Source organism: Massilia sp. DJPM01, assembly GCF_030348125.1.
In the GTDB taxonomy this organism is placed as follows: Bacteria; Pseudomonadota; Gammaproteobacteria; order Burkholderiales; family Burkholderiaceae_D; genus Telluria_A; species Telluria_A frigida.
Genome location: NZ_JAQOZV010000032.1, coordinates 71,041 through 87,577 on the forward strand (window position 1 = coordinate 71,041; position 16,537 = coordinate 87,577).

The window sequence follows — 16,537 nt, forward strand, 5'->3', positions numbered from 1 at the left end:
TTCGATCGACAAACGCAAGGAATGCCATGATGGACCTGAAACCTGTGACGCGCGCCGCCGCCTGCATCACCCTGCTCGCCTTGTCGGCGGCATGTTCGAAAAAAGAACCGATCGCGGCGCAGGCGGAAAAATCTGCCGCCATGATGATGGCCGATACGGCCACGGCGCCGGCGCCGGCAGCCGCTGCCGCTGCCGGTGCCGGTGCCGCAGCGCCGGCTGCCGCGCCAGCGCCCCCGCCCCCGCCCCCGCCTGAGGCGCGCATTGCGGAGCGGCGCGGGGAGAACGAGAAATCGGGCGCCGCCGAGGCCAAGCCCCTCACCACGGCCAGCCCCGCACAGCAAATGGCTGCGGGCACGAGCGCCGTTACCGACGGCGAGCGCAAGTTCATCCGCACCGCGGGCGCGCACTTTCGCGTCAAGGATGTGTATGTGGCCGCGCTGGGCATCGAAGACACCGTCGCCAGCCATGGCGGTTTCGTCGTCAAGAACGCTATCCGGACCGAAAGCATGAGTACCCAGCGCCATCCGGCCGGCGAGGGCAAGTTGATCGAGCTGAACGAATATACCGTGCACGGGCATCTGATCGTACGCGTGCCCAGCACCAAGACGCAGGAGTTCCTGCGCGCGATTGCCGGTCATGTGGTGTTTTTGGACGAGCGCACCTATGCGGCCCACGACGCCCAATTCGACCTGCTGCGCCAGCAACTGCAAGCCATGCGCGAGCAGGAAACGCAACGCGAGCTGGGCGACGCCGTCCGTGATGGCGGCAAGCTGGGGCAAAAAACGGACGCGATTACCGTGCGCAATGATGTCAAGGCCGCGCGCGATGCCGCCCTTCTCGCGAAAAAAGAATTCGAGGACCGGGTCGCTTTCAGCACCATCGACCTGACCCTGATCCAGCCATCGCGCGTGCTCGAGAGTGAACGCGTGGATGTGAGCAGCGTGTACCGCCAGTTCCGTCCCGGCTTTGCCAGCCAGCTGCGCGAGCAGTTGCGCGGCGGCTGGGAAAGCACGCTGGGATTTTTCCTGGCGCTGGCCGGGCTGTGGCCGCTATTGCTGATCGCCGCCGCCGGCAGCCTGGTGCTGCGGCGTTTCCTGCGGCGCCAGAAGAAAGCCGCCGCGCCGCATTAAACGCTGGCGCAGCGGTCGGGATGCGGGCGCGCTGGCGCCCCGCTCAGGCGACGACGGCCTTGGCCGACGTTCAGGCCGCGTTGTCGCCGCGCCGTGGCAGGCGCCAGTCCTTGCGGATGAAGTGGCAGGTATAGCCGGACGGATTGCGCACCAGATAGTCCTGGTGCTCCGGTTCGGCTTCCCAGAACGGGCCTGCGGGCGCCAGTTCGGTGACAACTTTGCCGGGCCACATGCCGGATGCGTCGACGTCCGCGATGGTGTCGAGCGCGCGTGCCTTCTGCGCGTCGCTGGTGAAGAAAATGGCCGAACGGTAGCTCATCCCGGTGTCGTTGCCCTGCCGGTTGACGGTGGAGGGATCGTGGATCTGGAAGAAAAATTCCAGCAACTGCCGATAACTCAACACATCGGGGTCGAACACGATCTCGATGGCCTCCGCGTGCGTTCCGTGATTGCGGTAGGTAGCGTTGGGCACATCGCCGCCCGAGTAACCGACCCGGGTCGAGGTCACGCCAGGCATCTTGCGGATCAAGTCTTGCATGCCCCAAAAACATCCGCCGGCCAGGATTGCTTGTTCTGATTTCATGTGTGCCTTTCATTGTCGCCGCTCAGCGGCATCGGCAATAGATGGGACGTGACCGGGTAATTGCAATAGAGCGGCGGAAAACGGCCGGCCGATCAATCTCCCGGTTTGGTAAAATCCAGATTGACATTATCAATATGCAGTATCAGGTCGCTACACGGGCCATCAGCGATGGACCACGAGAGCGAATAATGACACAACAACTGGAACAGACCAGTCAGGCACAAGCCGCCCCGGCGCCGGATGCGGACGCACTGGGGGCGCTGATCGGGAGCTACGACAAAGGCTTTCCACACGCATTCGGAATATGGTTCGCGGCCGCGCTATCGTTCGGCGTCGGCTTATTCGTATTGTGGCTCAGCGTGCAAAATCACTCCGCCACGGCCCATCCCGGGGATGTGTACGCACTGTACGCGGTCGGGCTTATTGCCGTAGCCGTGGGCGCTGTTTTGGGACTTCTCATCCGGCGCCTGGTGGCGGCGCAGCCGGCATATGATGTGTTCGAGCACGGTATCCGTACACGCAATCGCGCCGGGGAACAAACCGCCCTGTATAGCGATATCGAGGATATGTTTTCCTTCAATAGTCGCGCCATGGCCTTTCGCATATCGCCGCGAACCCCGTGGGTTTTTCTCGGCTATTCCCCGGCCCAGCTCGCCGTTTTAAGCGAACTGCACGGCAAGCACATGGCCCAGCGCGCCTCGACCTTGTTTCAACAAGTGATGGACGGAAAAACGGTGCTGTTTCGCTATTTCCAGAATACGAGTTGGCTGACGAGAAACATGTTGATGAATGCCCCGACGTCCGAGCTAACGCTGAACAAGCAGCAGCTGACAATCGGAGACAAGCGCATCGCCATCGACCGCATCGACGGTATCCATATCAGTGCCTGGACGGGGAAAAAGACCATCATGGCCAAGGATGGTACCGTTTTTCAGACCATGTCCATGAATGCGGTTCTGTCCTTCGACGTGCTACATCTTGTCCTCTCCACTCTTCAGATAGTCCAACCTCCGCAGCCCGGGCCGTAATGTCCCGCCCATCGCGCACGCCCTGAGTGTCCTTGCGCGCCAGAGAGGCTAGTGTGCGGCCCATGTTTGCTAGAATCGGCTGATTGTATTTTCAACGTTGCCTGTTTGGCCTGAGGCCAGGCACATTCACAATCGATGACGAAAGCGAGCGATGACACACATTGAACAAGCACGAGACGCGCAAACGCTGGGTCCACTGATCGCCACCTATGGCAAAAGCCGCTCCTTCCTGTTTGTCGGATGGTTCATGGCGGCGCTGTTCGCCGCGGTCGGACTCTTTGTGCTGTGGCTGACCACCCGTATTGGCCCGAATTTTCGCTTCAGCGGCGACGTGTCGCTGCTGTACGGAGTCGGATTTGGCGCGCTGGCGCTCGGGGCGGCGATTGCATTCTTTATCTGGCGGCTGGCCGCGTCGCAGCCGACTTTCCAGCTGTTCGACAATGGCATCCGTGCGAGTGGACCGGATGGCGAGAATGTCACGCTGTACCGCGAGCTGGAAGACTTGTACACCTTCTTTTATGGCGGCATCGGCTACCGCGCCTCGGCGAATGCGCCATGGACGTTTATCGGCAGCCGCATTCACAAATTCGCCGAATTGAGCGAGCGCTTGCGCAGCCTGCAGGTGGCGCAGCGGGGCGAGGTATTGCATCACCAGCTACAGGCCGGAAAGCCGGTGGTGTTCCGCTATCTTGAGGACAGCGTGGCACAGTCAAAAAGCATGGTCGCGTCGCGCAATATGAACTTTCCCACCTTCGAGCTGGCATTGAGCGCGCACCAGTTGCAGATCGGGCAGAAAAGCATCGATATCGACCGCATCGCCAACATCAATACCAATTTGTGGACCGAGACATCGAGCATCGTGGATGTCGATGGCAAGGTGTTTCACAAGATTCATCCGAGTTCGATCCTGTCGTTCGACCTGCTGCGGGCACTGATCGCGCGGCAGCAGCAAGCGATGCGGTAGAAATCGCCCAGGGCTGGTCATGCTTTAGGCGGGAGATTCGCCGCCTGGCCGATTAACGCGTACAGATGCCTTTACTATCCATCAGTACATGCGGCATCGAGTGCCCCGCTTGCGGCTTGCCGATCAGTTGCTGTTCCACAGCATCTTTTTCGCACTGCCGCGCGTCCTTGGCGGGTGATACCGTCGGCGCAATGACTTCAGGGGCGGGATCAGGAGCGCTAGCGGGCGGCGCCCCCATCAGAACCGTCATGACTGGCTCAGGGTTGACCGTAGTGGCGGCAGGCACTGCCGGCACGGGCTGGGCTTCGCCAATGGAGCAGCCGGCTGCGGACAAAGCGAGCACCGCGGCGCCAGCAATGCCGGGCAGCCTGCGCCATGGCTGGCGCGCCGGGGCGCGTACGCTGTCGCCGCAATCGCTGGACACGACGCTGCCATCCTGGCGCTTGTCCATCCGCACGCACAGATCGCCGTTGAGGTTGCCCGCGATGAGCGCGGCCCCTTCCACGGCAGGCATGGCGGAGAGATTGAAGACGTTCTTGTTGCAATCCTTGCAGTGACGGACACGGTGATCGCCCGTCATGGCGTCCCATGAGGCGGTACAGGGCAAGGCAATCTCGATACGGTGCAGTTCGATCGGCTGGTGCGGCGCGCGTGGTGGTTTCATGGTGAAGTTCATTTCATTGAATGAGTCGGAGGCCCGGATGGACGTTTCCACATCGGTATGGAGTGAAACGGACGCGTCAGGCAAACGGGGTTAATCTACTCAAGAAAATATTTCATGACTCAATTCGGTCGTTTTGCCTCCAAGCCCGTCCACTACCCCGTCCTGAGCACACCGTGCGTTTGACCCCGACGTGAGCGCAGCGATGATCACCAGGAAGATGGCGCCGGCACCGATCGCCACCAGCACGCATGCACAGAACGCCACAAGCGTGCGGGGACGCTGCCTGATCAACAGCGATAGATGGAAACGGCAAAATAAAAGACAGGTGGATAGCGTGTGAGACATCGGCGCGTAATGAGAGTATCCAATACCGCGTCACGAAACGAGCCTTCTTGCACGCCACACCGCAGATTATTAATTCAGCAACATTATATGTAAAAAGTAGAATTTCTTAATAAGGAATTTGAGTTCCAGCAACAAATGATGCCGATTTGCGACAAATGGTTACACAGCTCAACCAGCATGTCCATGAGGAGCTGACATCGCGCAATCTGCCTGCATCGTGGAGTGGACGCCAACCATCGTGGCATGGAATGACGACGTCTGGCGACGGCGCCAATGAAGCCGGATGCGCAAGCCCGGCATGGAAGTGGACGAAAAAAAACTCCCGTTCGGGAGCTTTTTTCTGTTACTGGCGGAAAGGGTGAGATTCGAACTCACGGTACACCAAAGATGTACACTGGATTTCGAGTCCAGCGCATTCGACCACTCTGCCACCTTTCCTGGTCTTGCTTCAAAAAAAATCCCCAACTACGGGGATTTTTTTCTTTATTCATGGCGGAGAGGGTGGGATTCGAACCCACGGATGGGTCGCCCCATCGCTTGATTTCGAGTCAAGTACATTCGACCACTCTGCCACCTCTCCTTTCTCACATTGCTGCGAGAAGGCAAAATTATAGCCCCCCTCCCTAAAAAAAGGAAGGACTATTTTCAGGGAGTCAAATGGGTCAATCCGCCCATGTACGGACGCAGCACGTCCGGAATGACCACGCTGCCGTCGGCCTGCTGATAGTTCTCCAGCACCGCCACCAGGGTGCGCCCCACCGCCAGGCCCGAACCGTTGAGCGTGTGCAGCAGTTCCGGCTTGCCGGCCGCGTTGCGGAAACGCGCCTGCATGCGGCGCGCCTGGAAGGCCTCGCAGTTCGACAGCGAGGAAATCTCGCGGTAGGTGTTCTGCGCCGGCAGCCACACTTCCAGGTCGTAGGTCTTGGTCGCGCCAAAACCCATGTCGCCCGTGCACAGCGACATCACGCGGTACGGCAGGCCCAGCCCCTTCAGGATGGCTTCGGCGTGGCCAACCATCTCTTCCAGCACGTCGTACGAGGTGTCAGGATGCACGACTTGCACCATTTCAACCTTGTCGAACTGGTGCTGGCGGATCATGCCGCGCGTGTCGCGCCCATAGCTGCCCGCTTCCGAACGGAAGCACGGCGTGTGGGCCGTCATCTTGATCGGCAACTGGTCGAGCGCCACGATCTCGTCGCGCACGATATTGGTCAGCGATACTTCCGACGTCGGAATCAGGTAGAAAGTCTCGCCCTCGCCTTCCGCGCCGCCCTTTTTCACCGAAAACAGATCGGCTTCGAACTTGGGCAGCTGGCCCGTGCCGCGCAGCGAATCGGCGTTGACCATGTACGGGGTATAGCATTCGGTATAGCCGTGCTCACCCGTGTGGGTGTTGAGCATGTACTGGGCCAGGGCGCGGTGCAGGCGCGCGATGCCGCCCTTCATCACCGAGAAGCGCGAGCCGGTCAGCTTGGTGGCAACATCGAAATCGAGTCCCAGCGCGCTGCCCACATCCACGTGGTCGCGCACCTCGAAGTCGAACGCTGGCGGCGTACCGACCTTGCGCACTTCGATATTGCCGCTTTCATCCGTCCCGACCGGCACCGATGCGTGCGGCAGGTTCGGCACCGCTTCCATGAACGCGGCCAGTTTCGCCTGGACCTCGCCCAGCGACGTTTCATTGGCCTTGAGCTCGTCGCCCAGGCCGGCGACGTCCGCCATCACGGCCGACGTATCTTCGCCCTTGCCCTTGAGCATGCCGATCTGCTTCGACAGCGAGTTGCGCTTGCTTTGCAGGTCTTCGGTGCGCGTTTGAATCGCCTTGCGTTCGGCTTCGAGGGCGTTGAAGCCGGCCACGTCGAGCTGGAACTTGCGCGTCGCGAGGCGGGCCGCGACGTTGTCGATATCTTTACGGAGAAGTTGAATGTCTATCATTGTCGGTAGTGCCGCTATGTGGAGGAACAGGAAAAATCCGTTGCCGGAATCGCTTTTCCGGGGGAACCGTGCGGGCGGATGCTGCCGCGCACGAATCAAGCAAATTAAAAACTTCGCTAGGAAGCCGGTGTCACAACGCTCCCAGCAAGGCGATGCACTTGATGGGGCAGCCAGGCGGCAAGCCCAAGCTTGCACAACGCGCACTGGCCCTGTTGTTCAATGCGCAGTTTAACCGATTCCCTGCGCAATCGCACCTTGTCGGGCCCGCATTGCGCCCACGCTGCCGCAGGCAAGCGGCATTACCGTCCGGAGATCATGCTGACCAGCTTATGCTGCGCCCGCGCGACCTCGGCATTCCTGGCGTCGAGCTCTTTCATGAGCACATTGGCATCGTCGAGGACTTTCTGGTCATCGATCTGGGCCATGATTCCGGAGAACTTGATTTGGTCCTTGTGGGCGTCCAGAAAATCGGCCATTTTTTCGGCACTGGTCAGCATGCCCTCCATCACCACGAGCAATTCCTTGAAGTTATTTCCCGGATCGGTGACCGTACGGGCATACGCCTTGTCGTAGACCGGTTTCAGGTCGTCCGGCTGCTTGAGCGCGGCGCGCCTGGTGCCGGCCGCCGCCTGTTCGGTGTCGATCACCGCGCGCAGTTGCACACTGGACTTGTGCAAGGCGAGCACGTCGGCCCGGCGCGCCATCAGATCCTGCATGGTAGTCGGCATGTTCCTGCCCATCATATCGCGCAGGGGCTGCTGGACCTTCGCATCCATCGACTTGTTGTAGTCGCTGATCACGGCAAAATGCTTGCTGTAGTCGCCGAACGATTTTTCTTCCGCGGGCGTCAGCCTGGGTACATGGAGCCCTGGCTTGTCGACGATGCGCGCTTGCAGGAACGCAATGAACGCCGCGCGCTCCTTCGGTTCGGCACTGCAGCCCGCGATGCCGAGGGCAAGAATGCCGCCCAGGGCCCACATCAGGGCGCGTTGTGAAAAACTGGTAGCTGCTTGCATGAACGACTCCTCTATGATCAGCGCTTGATCATAGTGCAAACATGCAAAAATGGCAGTAATTAAATATGCTTCTTCTACTAAATGCGTGCGTCTAAGCAACTGACCGGCACGCTGCGGGGTGCGGGATCGCCCGCCCCGGACTTACTGTTGTGCGGCTTTTTCGGCGGCGGTGAGGCGCTTGGCGCTGACCACGACGACGGTGACGTTGCTGTCGGCTGTGGCAGCGACGCGGGTTGGCGCGGCGCTCGCACGCAGCGGTACTTCGGCGGTGGCGTAGGCGGCAAACGTGGTCATGACGGCGGCGGCGAGGAAGACGGCTTCGAGGTTTTTACGGACTTTCATGATCTGCTCCAGTGGGTGAGGCGAGTTGGTATGGTGGTACTTTACCCACTCGCCCCCTGCCCTTCCACCAGCTTGCGATGAAGCGACGGAAATCTGGAACAGGATGCGGAAAAACGCGACGGCCCGTTATCCGCATGCAAGAGCGCCCGCCGTTGCAGGCGAACGCCGCGCAGCCGGCAATTTTCCGGCGCGGCGGATGGCCGGCACTGCCCGCCGCGCGCTGCCGCTGGGGGCGCAGCCGCTGGGGCGCAGCCGGCGCGTATGCCGTGCGCGCATCTCAGTTGCCGGCGTCCTCGTCGAGCCCGCGCAGCCAGGCCAGCTTCTCGGCGATCTTCGCTTCGATCCCGCGCGGCACCGGCTCGTACCAGCGCGGCTCGGCCATGCCTTCGGGCAGATAGGTTTCGCCGGCCGCATAGGCGTTCGGTTCGTCGTGCGCGTAGCGGTACTCGTGGCCGTAGCCGAGTTCCTTCATCAGCTTGGTCGGCGCATTGCGCAGGTGCACCGGCACTTCGCGCGACTTGTCCTTTTTGACGAAGGCCACGGCGCGGTTGTAGGCGTTGTAGCCGGCATTGCTCTTGGCCGCGATAGCCAGGTAGATGACCGCCTGCCCCAGCGCCAGTTCACCTTCCGGCGAGCCCAGCCGCTCGTAGGTGGCGGCGGCATCGTTGGCGATCTGGATCGCGCGCGGGTCGGCAATGCCGATATCTTCCCACGCCATGCGCACGATGCGGCGCAGCAGGTATTGCGGATCGGCGCCGCCATCGAGCATGCGGCACAGCCAGTACAGCGCCGCGTCCGGATGCGAGCCGCGCACCGATTTATGCAGTGCCGAAATCTGGTCGTAGAAATTGTCGCCGCCCTTGTCGAAGCGGCGCGAATTGAGGGTCAGCGCATTGTCGACGAATTCGCCCGTGATGTGCGTGAGGCCGGACGTTGCGGCCGAGGTCTTGGTCTGTTCGAGCAGGTTGAGGAAGCGGCGCGCGTCGCCGTCGGCGTAGCCGATCAGGGTGGCGATGGCGACCTCGTCGAACGTCAGGTGGCCCAGCACCTTCTCCTGGGCGCGCTTGAGCAGTAGCAGCAGCTCGGCGTCGGTCAGCGCCTTGAGCACGTACACCTGCGAGCGCGACAGCAGCGCCGAGTTAACCTCGAACGAGGGATTTTCAGTGGTCGCGCCGATCAGGGTCACCAGGCCCGACTCGACGAACGGCAGCAAGGCATCCTGCTGCGACTTGTTGAAGCGGTGAATCTCGTCGATGAACAGGATGGTGTGCTTGCCCGTCGCCAGGTGATGCTCGGCCTGTTCGATCGCGGCGCGGATATCCTTCACCCCCGACAGCACGGCCGACAAGGCGATGAATTCGCAGCCGAAGGCATTCGCAGTCAGGCGCGCCAGGGTCGTCTTGCCGACCCCGGGCGGGCCCCACAAGATCATCGAATGCGGTTTACCCGACTTGAATACCAGGCGCAGGGGCTTGCCCTCGCCCAGCAAATGGCTTTGGCCGATAACCTCGTCAATCGTTGCCGGACGCAGCGCTTCGGCGAGGGGCGCGGCAGGTTCGGTCTTGAACAAATCGTCCATGCGACCTCTTCATTTATAGGAAGCGCGTAGTCTAGCGCATGGCGCGCATCGGCGTTCAAGATAAGACCCGCGCGGGGCGCGACAGTTCCCGCCCAACGCAAAATTACCTCACGACGCCTCAGGCGGCGCCGACCCCGCGCACGCTGCCGGCATCGACCCGCGCGCCGGCCTTGCGCAGCAAGATGGCTAGCGCAGGCGGAAACACCAGCCAGAAGCCCGAGTCCGGCATCAGCACCACACCCAGCGCGGCCATCCCGAGCAAGCCCCAGCCGATCGCCTTGGGCAGCGCGACACCGGCTTTTTCGAGCGCATGCACCGGGACCGCGAACAAGGCCAGTAACAGGCCGAACAGGAAGAACCAGGTGGTTGCGCCCTCGGTCATACTCTTGGCTGTATCAAACAAGCCGTTGCGCAGCATCGTCAGCATGACCGGCCCCATGACGACGAATGCAAACACGGTGTGAAGAAACGCAACCCCTACCAACCAACGGCTGATCCAATGCTTCATGAAGCTCTCCCGATGACCCGGCCCCGGCGGGACCGACGCCCGATCATATACCCGGGAAATCAATATTGCCAGATATGCATGCCTGATTATTTTCCTGCGGAGGGCGACGCCAGCAGCACGCGCCCGTACACCGCATCGGTCTTCGGCCCTGGCGCGTTGGCGGCGACGAAGCGGCAGCTTTGCACGTACTGCCGGATGTGCTCCGCGAGCGCGGCATCGGTGACGCGCCCTTCGAGGCGGATGTTAAACGGTTCGCCGCGGCCATTGGTCAGGAAGCGCACCAGCACGCCATCGTGGGCGGTGGGAGTCCTGTCGAGCGGCACGAAGCCACTGAACAGCGGCGACGACGCGCAACTGTCGGCATGCAGCTGCGGCCGCGCCGACGGTCCGCCGGTGGTTGCCCACACGTAGTCGACCGACTGCACGGCGCTGTGGTGCGGCCGGGTGGCATCGATTTTCAGCTTGCATGCGTGCAGGCTGCGCGCTGCGGCGGCATCGAGAATCGGCCAGCCGCTACTCTTGCGCACCTTTACATCAGCGATGCGCCACTCCCTGATCCGGTAGTCGAGCACGGTCGTGCCCTCCAGGTCGTAGCGTCTGGCCTCGGGAGGCCAGTCGGGCCGGGTGCAGGCCGAGGGCAGCTTGCCCGCCTCGGGCGCTGGCGCCCTGGGCTGCGCCAGGGCGGGAGCCATCGTGGTGCCAGTAAAAAACGTTACAGCCAGTGCAGTACCGATTGTTCCACGATTCAAGTGTGCTCCACGAGGAAGAGGGATCAGTTATTGACGACGTCGGCACCTTTCGGGATGACGAATTTGAACTGGGTCGCTGTCAATGGCGGGTTTTTCTCGAACTTCTTGAACGCCAGTATCGAGGTCTGGCCGAAGGCGTCGCGCAGCTCCATCGCTTCCGGCGTGCCATTGCGCAAGCCGATGCTGATCTGCTCGAACTGCGAATCCTTGCCCTTGGGCGCGGCGTTGAGCCACTCCAGGCCATCGCGCGTACCGGCTTCGGTCAGGGTGAAGTTCTTTTCCAGGTCGTTGCTGCCGAACAAGATGGCGGCCGGCGAGGAACCGAGCGCATCGCCCAGTTTCTTGGTCGTGACCTGGTTCAGGTCCTTGTCGAAGATATACAGCTGCTCGCCATCGGCCTGCAGCAATTGCTCGTACGGCTTCACGTAGGTCCAGATGAACTTGCCGGGACGGGCGAACACGAAGGTGCCCGACGATGGCGCCGCTGCCTTGCCGGAATCGGCCTTCTTGACCTGGCGCTGGGTGAACTCGCCGCGCGCGGCCTTGGTGCCGGAGACAAAGGTTTTGAATTGATCAAGCGCGGTGGCGTGGGCCATGCCGGCGCAGGCCAGGCTCAGGGCCAGCACGGCTGTTGTTTTAGTCAGTAAAAATCGCATGAATATCCTTATGGTTGGGCCGCGTGGGCAAAGTAGTGCCCGGGAACCGGTCCATCCTGTAACGGATGAGCGGGGAACCCGGTGCACACGCGGCGGTTTATTCCGCGCTGGCAGCCGGCACCAGAATGTCGCGGTTGCCGTTCGATTGCATCGGCGACACAACCCCGCTGTTTTCCATCTGTTCCAGCAAACGCGCGGCGCGGTTGTAGCCGATGCGCAAGTGACGCTGCACCAGCGAGATCGAGGCGCGCCGGTTCTTGAGCACCACCTGCACCGCCTGGTCGTACATCGGATCGGCTTCGCCGCCGGCCTCGCCGGCCGCGCCACCTTCCGCACCGCCGCCCTCGCCTTCGAGCGTGCCGCCTTCGAGAATGCCTTCAATATAGTTCGGTTCGCCCGACAGCTTGAGGTGGGCCACCACCCGGTGCACTTCCTCGTCGGACACAAACGCACCGTGCACCCGCACCGGCAAACCCGTACCTGGCGGCATGTACAGCATGTCGCCCATGCCCAGCAGCGCTTCCGCGCCCATCTGGTCGAGAATGGTGCGCGAATCGATCTTGGACGATACCTGGAACGCGATCCGGGTCGGAATATTCGCCTTGATCAAGCCGGTAATCACATCCACCGACGGCCGCTGCGTCGCCAAAATCAGGTGCAAGCCGGCCGCGCGCGCCTTTTGCGCGATCCGGGCGATCAATTCCTCGACCTTTTTGCCGACAACCATCATCAGGTCGGCCAGCTCGTCGATGATGATGACGATGGTCGGCAGTTTTTCCAGCGGCTCCGGCGAATCCGGCGTCAGGCTGAACGGATTCGGAATATGCTCTTCGCGCTTGGCCGCCTCCGCAATTTTCGCGTTATAGCCGGCCAGGTTACGCACGCCGAGCTTACTCATCAGCTTGTAGCGGCGCTCCATCTCGTTGACCGCCCAGTTCAGCGCATGCCCCGCCTGGCGCATGTCGGTCACCACGGGCGCCAGCAAGTGCGGAATGCCTTCGTACACCGACATTTCCAGCATCTTCGGATCGATCAGGATCATGCGCACATCGGCCGGGTCGGACTTGTACAGCAGCGACAGGATGGTCGCATTGATGCCCACCGATTTACCCGAACCGGTGGTACCGGCCACCAGCAAGTGCGGCATCTTGGCCAGGTCGGCGATGACAGCCTTGCCGGCAATATCCTTGCCCAGCGCCACGGTCAGCTGCGAGGCGCTGTCGTTATAGATCTTGGAGCCGACGATTTCGGTCAGGCGCACAATCTGGCGCTTAGGATTGGGCAACTCCAAGGCCATGAAATTCTTGCCGGGAATAGTTTCCACCACCCGGATCGAGGTCAGCGACAGCGAACGCGCCAGGTCGCGCGCCAGGCCGACAATCTGGCTGCCCTTGACGCCCGTGGCCGGTTCGATTTCGTAGCGCGTCACCACCGGGCCCGGATACGCCGCCACCACCTTGGCATCGACCCCGAAGTCCGACAATTTCTTTTCGATCAGGCGGCTGGTGAATTCCAGCGTTTCCACCGACACCGTTTCCTGCACCTCGGGCGCGTCGTCCAGCAAGGACAACGGCGGCAGCGACGAGTCGCCCGGCAGGTCGCGGAACAGCGGCGCCTGCTTCTCCTTCTGCACGCGCTCGGACTTGACCACTTCCATCACCTGCGGTTCGATCTTGACCGGCGCCGCCGTCACATGCTTTTCCACATGCTTGGCGCGCTCGTGCACCACCACTTCATCGCGCTTGACGGCCGCCACTTCGCCCTGCTTGCGGTCTTCGCGGTCCTGGTAGCGCAGGCGGAACCAGTCGATGGCGTTTTCGATGGCGCCGCCGATGCGCTCGGCCACGCCCAGCCACGACACATGGAAAAACAGGCTGAACCCGAGCCCGAACAGCAGCAACAGCAGCAAGGTGGCGCCGGTGAAGCCGAACGCCGAATGGGCCGCATGGCCGATCAGTTGCCCCAGCACCCCGCCCGGCGCGCGCGGCAACTGCACCGACAGCGACCACATGCGCAAATATTCCAGGCCCAGGCTGCCGACGAACAGCACCGCGAAGCCGAGCCAGCGGATGGCCGCTTCCTGCTGGTGCTCGGGATCTTCTTCCGTTTCCAGCACAAACTTGTGATTGAGCGAGCGATAGCCCTTCCACAGCATGCGCAGGAAACACACGCACCACCACCAGGCTGAAAAGCCGAAGATAAATAGCAGCAAGTCGGCCAGGTAAGCGCCCGCGCGCCCGCCCAGGTTGCTCACCTGCGATACCTGCACCTCGTGCGACCAGCCGGGATCGCCCTTGTTATAGCTAAGCAAGATCATCACGAAATACAGGAACATCACGCCCAGCGCGATCCAGCGCGCCTCGGACAGCAGGCGCACCACGCGGTTTGGCAGGGGTTGCCGCATGACGGGCTTGCGGGTGTAACTGGCGTTGGAAGGTTGGCTTGTCTTAGTCATTCTTGTTGCTTACAGTGCTGCCGCGGCTGGCGACGCTTGTTGCGATGTTGACGATGCGCTCATTCTAAGCCATCCGGCGTGCATCGGCCCCATGATTCATGCCAGCTCACATCATGGACTATAATCGAGGGTGCGCAACTGAATATTCGCGCACTTGATCTGACCGCAATCGACCCCAGTTTCTCTTCATACACATTTCGATTAAAGCCCGCCCCATGACCACTACCAAACACGCCAAAGTTCTGATTCTCGGCTCCGGCCCAGCCGGCTACAGCGCAGCCGTCTACGCCGCGCGCGCCAACCTGCAGCCGATGCTGGTCACCGGCGTGGAGCAAGGCGGCCAGCTGATGACCACGACCGACGTCGAAAACTGGCCGGGCGACCCGATGGGCGTGCAAGGCCCCGACCTCATGCAGCGCCTGCTGGAACACGCCAAGCGCTTTAATACCGAGATCGTGTTTGACCACATTCACACGACAAAGCTCAATGAAAAACCGATGCGTTTGATCGGCGACAGCCATGAGTACACCTGCGACGCCCTGATCATCGCCACCGGTGCCTCGGCCATGTACCTGGGCCTGCCGTCGGAAACGGCGTACATGGGCCGCGGCGTCTCCGCCTGCGCCACCTGCGACGGTTTCTTCTACCGCAACCAGGAAGTCGCGGTCGTCGGCGGCGGCAATACCGCGGTCGAAGAAGCGCTGTACCTGTCGAACATCGCCAACAAGGTGACGATCATCCACCGCCGCGACAAGTTCCGCGCCGAACCGATCCTGATCGACCGCCTCAATGCCAAAGCGGCCGAAGGCAAGATTGTCATCAAGTACAACCATACCCTGGAAGAAGTGGTCGGCAACGACAGCGGCGTGACCGGCGTGCACATCAAGTCCACCGTCGACGGCGCCATCACGCCGATTTCCGTGCACGGCCTGTTCGTGGCGATCGGCCACAAGCCGAACACCAGCATCTTCGAAGGCCAGCTCGACATGCACAACGGCTACATCAAGACCCGCACCGGTCTCGAAGGCATGGCCACCGCGACCAACATCCCGGGCGTGTTCGCCGCCGGCGACGTGCAGGATCACATCTACCGCCAGGCCATCACCAGCTCCGGCACCGGTTGCATGGCGGCGCTCGATGCCCAGCGCTACCTGGAAAGCCTGAACGACTAACACAGTAAAGCGATGCCGATGAAAGACTTTTCCGATCTGAAATCCCTGCGCGAACAGCTCAAGGGCCAGGACGAAGCGCGCGCCCGCGACAAAGCCGAGCGCGAAGAACGTGAACGGGTGGCCGCGCAAGAGGCCAACCTGTTTACGAGCGCCATCGGCGGCGTGCGCAAGTTGCCCGAATCTAACCGCTTCGTGCCCAACGCCCCGCCCGGCATCAACGTCAAGGTCAAGCCGGCCAAGGTGTTTCGCAGCCAGGCCGAGGATGACGCGGCGGTGCTGCGCGAGTCGCTGTCGGACCAGTTCGAGGTCGACCACCTGCTCGAAGACGATCCCAGCCTGAGTTTTTCGCGCGCCGGGATCGGCACGGACGTGGTGCGCAAGCTGCGCAAGGGGCACTGGCCGGTCCAGGACGAGCTCGACCTGCACGGCATGCGCCGCGATGGCGCGCGTGATGCCATCGGCGAATTCCTGCACAATGCCGGCAAGCGCAAGCTGCGTTGCGTGTGCGTAATTCACGGCAAGGGCTTAGGTTCAGCTGGCGGCGAGCCGGTGCTGCGTTCCATGGTGCACAGCTGGCTCGAACAGAAGGATGAAGTGATCGCCTTCTGCGCCGCCAACGTGGACGGGCGCAGCCATGGCGCCCTGATCGTCCTGCTCAAATCGGCCATCGCGGTCTGACCTCGCGCCCGGTATTTTCCCGGGCGCACTCCATACACTGTCCATCATGCCTTATCGCATGTTAGGCTAGCCATATTCGCCACCGTACAGTGCACCGCATGTCCCTTATTACGCTCATTGAAATCATGGCGATCCTGGTCGGAGCCTTCTCCGGCTTTATCGAAGCGCGCCGCAAGCGCATGGATCTGGTCGGCGTATTTACCGTGGCCTTCATCACCGCGTTCGGCGGCGGCACCCTGCGCGACATCCTGCTCGACCGGCGCCCGCTGTTCTGGGTCACGCACCAGGAATACGCCATTCTCATTTTTGTTCTGGCCTTGATGGCCGCGCCCCTGATCCGGACGCTGCGCCAGATCGTCTCGGAACGCCTGATCGTGGTGGCCGATGCGGTGGGGCTGGGATTGTTCTCGATTGCCGGCGTGGCGTCGGCGCTGGAAGCGCACATGCCGATTTTCATCGCCTCGATGATGGGCGTGATTACGGGGATTTTCGGTGGGGTACTGCGCGACATCGTCTGCAACGAAGTGCCGATGGTGTTCCGCGACGGGAAACCTTACGCGATTTGCGCGTTTATCGGCAGCTGGATGTATCTGTTGATGAAAAAATTCGGCGCCGATCCGGACCTGGCGCTGTGGTCGAGCGCCACGGTGATCAGCGGCCTGCGTCTGCTCACGTGGAAATTCGACATGCGCATGGGGCGCTCATAAAGGCTCCCAACCGGCGGCAGTCCCAT

16 protein-coding genes and 2 tRNA genes are annotated in these 16,537 nt (G+C 61.8%); 6 read left to right on the top strand and 12 right to left on the bottom strand.

Going from position 1 to position 16,537, the window contains the following annotated elements; genetic code table 11:
- The first annotated feature begins 26 nt into the window (after nucleotides 1-26).
- The gene (locus tag PO883_RS20230) at nucleotides 27-1,130 is read left to right on the top strand and encodes a DUF4349 domain-containing protein (protein ID WP_289311344.1); all 1,104 of its coding nucleotides are present in this window, start codon (nucleotides 27-29) and stop codon (nucleotides 1,128-1,130) included.
- A gap of 70 nt (nucleotides 1,131-1,200) precedes the next feature.
- Here the strand turns inward: PO883_RS20230 and msrA are convergent, their stop codons facing one another.
- On the bottom strand, nucleotides 1,201-1,713 hold the full coding sequence (msrA, locus tag PO883_RS20235; protein WP_289311345.1) for a peptide-methionine (S)-S-oxide reductase MsrA: 513 nt from the start codon (nucleotides 1,711-1,713) through the stop codon (nucleotides 1,201-1,203).
- A 188-nt stretch (nucleotides 1,714-1,901) separates the two neighbouring features.
- Between msrA and PO883_RS20240 the strand changes: the two genes are divergently transcribed.
- Both PO883_RS20240 and PO883_RS20245 read left to right on the top strand, forming a co-directional pair.
- Entirely contained in the window at nucleotides 1,902-2,741 is an 840-nt protein-coding gene (locus tag PO883_RS20240) for a hypothetical protein (protein ID WP_289311346.1), read from the top strand.
- Between the two features lie 151 nt (nucleotides 2,742-2,892).
- On the top strand, nucleotides 2,893-3,705 hold the full coding sequence (locus PO883_RS20245) for a hypothetical protein (protein ID WP_289311347.1): 813 nt from the start codon (nucleotides 2,893-2,895) through the stop codon (nucleotides 3,703-3,705).
- A gap of 52 nt (nucleotides 3,706-3,757) precedes the next feature.
- On the opposite strand, the gene PO883_RS20250 is transcribed toward PO883_RS20245, so the two are convergent.
- The 11 genes from PO883_RS20250 to PO883_RS20300 all read right to left on the bottom strand — a co-directional run bounded on the left by PO883_RS20250 (nucleotide 3,758) and on the right by PO883_RS20300 (nucleotide 13,954).
- Entirely contained in the window at nucleotides 3,758-4,381 is a 624-nt protein-coding gene (locus tag PO883_RS20250; RefSeq protein ID WP_289311348.1) for a hypothetical protein, read from the bottom strand.
- 680 nt (nucleotides 4,382-5,061) lie between these two features.
- Nucleotides 5,062-5,152 (bottom strand) — tRNA-Ser (locus PO883_RS20255).
- Nucleotides 5,153-5,204: 52 nt separating this feature from the next.
- Nucleotides 5,205-5,294 (bottom strand) — tRNA-Ser (locus PO883_RS20260).
- Between the two features lie 65 nt (nucleotides 5,295-5,359).
- The gene (gene serS, locus PO883_RS20265; protein WP_289311349.1) at nucleotides 5,360-6,649 is read right to left on the bottom strand and encodes a serine--tRNA ligase; all 1,290 of its coding nucleotides are present in this window, start codon (nucleotides 6,647-6,649) and stop codon (nucleotides 5,360-5,362) included.
- A gap of 299 nt (nucleotides 6,650-6,948) precedes the next feature.
- Entirely contained in the window at nucleotides 6,949-7,665 is a 717-nt protein-coding gene (locus PO883_RS20270) for a DUF3053 family protein (RefSeq protein ID WP_289311350.1), read from the bottom strand.
- A 141-nt stretch (nucleotides 7,666-7,806) separates the two neighbouring features.
- Nucleotides 7,807-8,007, bottom strand: a complete 201-nt coding sequence (locus PO883_RS20275) for a hypothetical protein (RefSeq protein WP_289311351.1) — start codon at nucleotides 8,005-8,007, stop codon at nucleotides 7,807-7,809.
- Nucleotides 8,008-8,284: 277 nt separating this feature from the next.
- Nucleotides 8,285-9,586: a replication-associated recombination protein A gene (locus PO883_RS20280; RefSeq protein WP_289311352.1), complete on the bottom strand. Its 1,302-nt coding sequence runs from the start codon at nucleotides 9,584-9,586 to the stop codon at nucleotides 8,285-8,287.
- 118 nt (nucleotides 9,587-9,704) lie between these two features.
- The gene (locus tag PO883_RS20285) at nucleotides 9,705-10,094 is read right to left on the bottom strand and encodes a DUF6463 family protein (RefSeq protein ID WP_167086805.1); all 390 of its coding nucleotides are present in this window, start codon (nucleotides 10,092-10,094) and stop codon (nucleotides 9,705-9,707) included.
- An 86-nt stretch (nucleotides 10,095-10,180) separates the two neighbouring features.
- Nucleotides 10,181-10,786 carry an energy transducer TonB gene (locus PO883_RS20290; RefSeq protein WP_289311353.1) on the bottom strand — a complete coding sequence of 202 codons (606 nt, stop codon included), beginning with the start codon at nucleotides 10,784-10,786 and terminating at the stop codon, nucleotides 10,181-10,183.
- Between the two features lie 80 nt (nucleotides 10,787-10,866).
- The gene (gene lolA, locus PO883_RS20295; RefSeq protein ID WP_289311354.1) at nucleotides 10,867-11,499 is read right to left on the bottom strand and encodes an outer membrane lipoprotein chaperone LolA; all 633 of its coding nucleotides are present in this window, start codon (nucleotides 11,497-11,499) and stop codon (nucleotides 10,867-10,869) included.
- Between the two features lie 97 nt (nucleotides 11,500-11,596).
- Nucleotides 11,597-13,954: a DNA translocase FtsK gene (locus PO883_RS20300; protein ID WP_289311355.1), complete on the bottom strand. Its 2,358-nt coding sequence runs from the start codon at nucleotides 13,952-13,954 to the stop codon at nucleotides 11,597-11,599.
- A gap of 215 nt (nucleotides 13,955-14,169) precedes the next feature.
- Here PO883_RS20300 and trxB point away from each other — a divergent pair, with 215 nt between their 5' ends.
- From trxB to PO883_RS20315, 3 genes are all read left to right on the top strand, one after another.
- Nucleotides 14,170-15,126, top strand: coding sequence for a thioredoxin-disulfide reductase (gene trxB / locus PO883_RS20305; RefSeq protein WP_289311356.1), 957 nt, complete (start codon nucleotides 14,170-14,172; stop codon nucleotides 15,124-15,126).
- A 12-nt stretch (nucleotides 15,127-15,138) separates the two neighbouring features.
- Nucleotides 15,139-15,804 carry a Smr/MutS family protein gene (locus tag PO883_RS20310; RefSeq protein ID WP_289311357.1) on the top strand — a complete coding sequence of 222 codons (666 nt, stop codon included), beginning with the start codon at nucleotides 15,139-15,141 and terminating at the stop codon, nucleotides 15,802-15,804.
- A 98-nt stretch (nucleotides 15,805-15,902) separates the two neighbouring features.
- Nucleotides 15,903-16,511: a trimeric intracellular cation channel family protein gene (locus PO883_RS20315; RefSeq protein ID WP_167086799.1), complete on the top strand. Its 609-nt coding sequence runs from the start codon at nucleotides 15,903-15,905 to the stop codon at nucleotides 16,509-16,511.
- The last annotated feature ends 26 nt before the right edge of the window (nucleotides 16,512-16,537 follow it).

Bases quoted from the DNA above. Each gene is read 5' to 3' on its own strand.
- PO883_RS20310 (WP_289311357.1), top strand. From the start codon at position 15,139: ATGCCGATGAAAGACTTTTCCGATCTGAAATCCCTGCGCGAACAGCTC.
- PO883_RS20270 (WP_289311350.1), bottom strand. From the start codon at position 7,665: ATGCAAGCAGCTACCAGTTTTTCACAACGCGCCCTGATGTGGGCCCTG.
- serS (WP_289311349.1), bottom strand. From the start codon at position 6,649: ATGATAGACATTCAACTTCTCCGTAAAGATATCGACAACGTCGCGGCC.
- PO883_RS20275 (WP_289311351.1), bottom strand. From the start codon at position 8,007: ATGAAAGTCCGTAAAAACCTCGAAGCCGTCTTCCTCGCCGCCGCCGTC.
- lolA (WP_289311354.1), bottom strand. From the start codon at position 11,499: ATGCGATTTTTACTGACTAAAACAACAGCCGTGCTGGCCCTGAGCCTG.
- PO883_RS20285 (WP_167086805.1), bottom strand. From the start codon at position 10,094: ATGAAGCATTGGATCAGCCGTTGGTTGGTAGGGGTTGCGTTTCTTCAC.
- PO883_RS20230 (WP_289311344.1), top strand. From the start codon at position 27: ATGATGGACCTGAAACCTGTGACGCGCGCCGCCGCCTGCATCACCCTG.
- PO883_RS20315 (WP_167086799.1), top strand. From the start codon at position 15,903: ATGTCCCTTATTACGCTCATTGAAATCATGGCGATCCTGGTCGGAGCC.
- PO883_RS20290 (WP_289311353.1), bottom strand. From the start codon at position 10,786: ATGGCTCCCGCCCTGGCGCAGCCCAGGGCGCCAGCGCCCGAGGCGGGC.
- PO883_RS20300 (WP_289311355.1), bottom strand. From the start codon at position 13,954: ATGACTAAGACAAGCCAACCTTCCAACGCCAGTTACACCCGCAAGCCC.
- PO883_RS20250 (WP_289311348.1), bottom strand. From the start codon at position 4,381: ATGAACTTCACCATGAAACCACCACGCGCGCCGCACCAGCCGATCGAA.
- msrA (WP_289311345.1), bottom strand. From the start codon at position 1,713: ATGAAATCAGAACAAGCAATCCTGGCCGGCGGATGTTTTTGGGGCATG.
- PO883_RS20280 (WP_289311352.1), bottom strand. From the start codon at position 9,586: ATGGACGATTTGTTCAAGACCGAACCTGCCGCGCCCCTCGCCGAAGCG.
- PO883_RS20240 (WP_289311346.1), top strand. From the start codon at position 1,902: ATGACACAACAACTGGAACAGACCAGTCAGGCACAAGCCGCCCCGGCG.
- PO883_RS20245 (WP_289311347.1), top strand. From the start codon at position 2,893: ATGACACACATTGAACAAGCACGAGACGCGCAAACGCTGGGTCCACTG.
- trxB (WP_289311356.1), top strand. From the start codon at position 14,170: ATGACCACTACCAAACACGCCAAAGTTCTGATTCTCGGCTCCGGCCCA.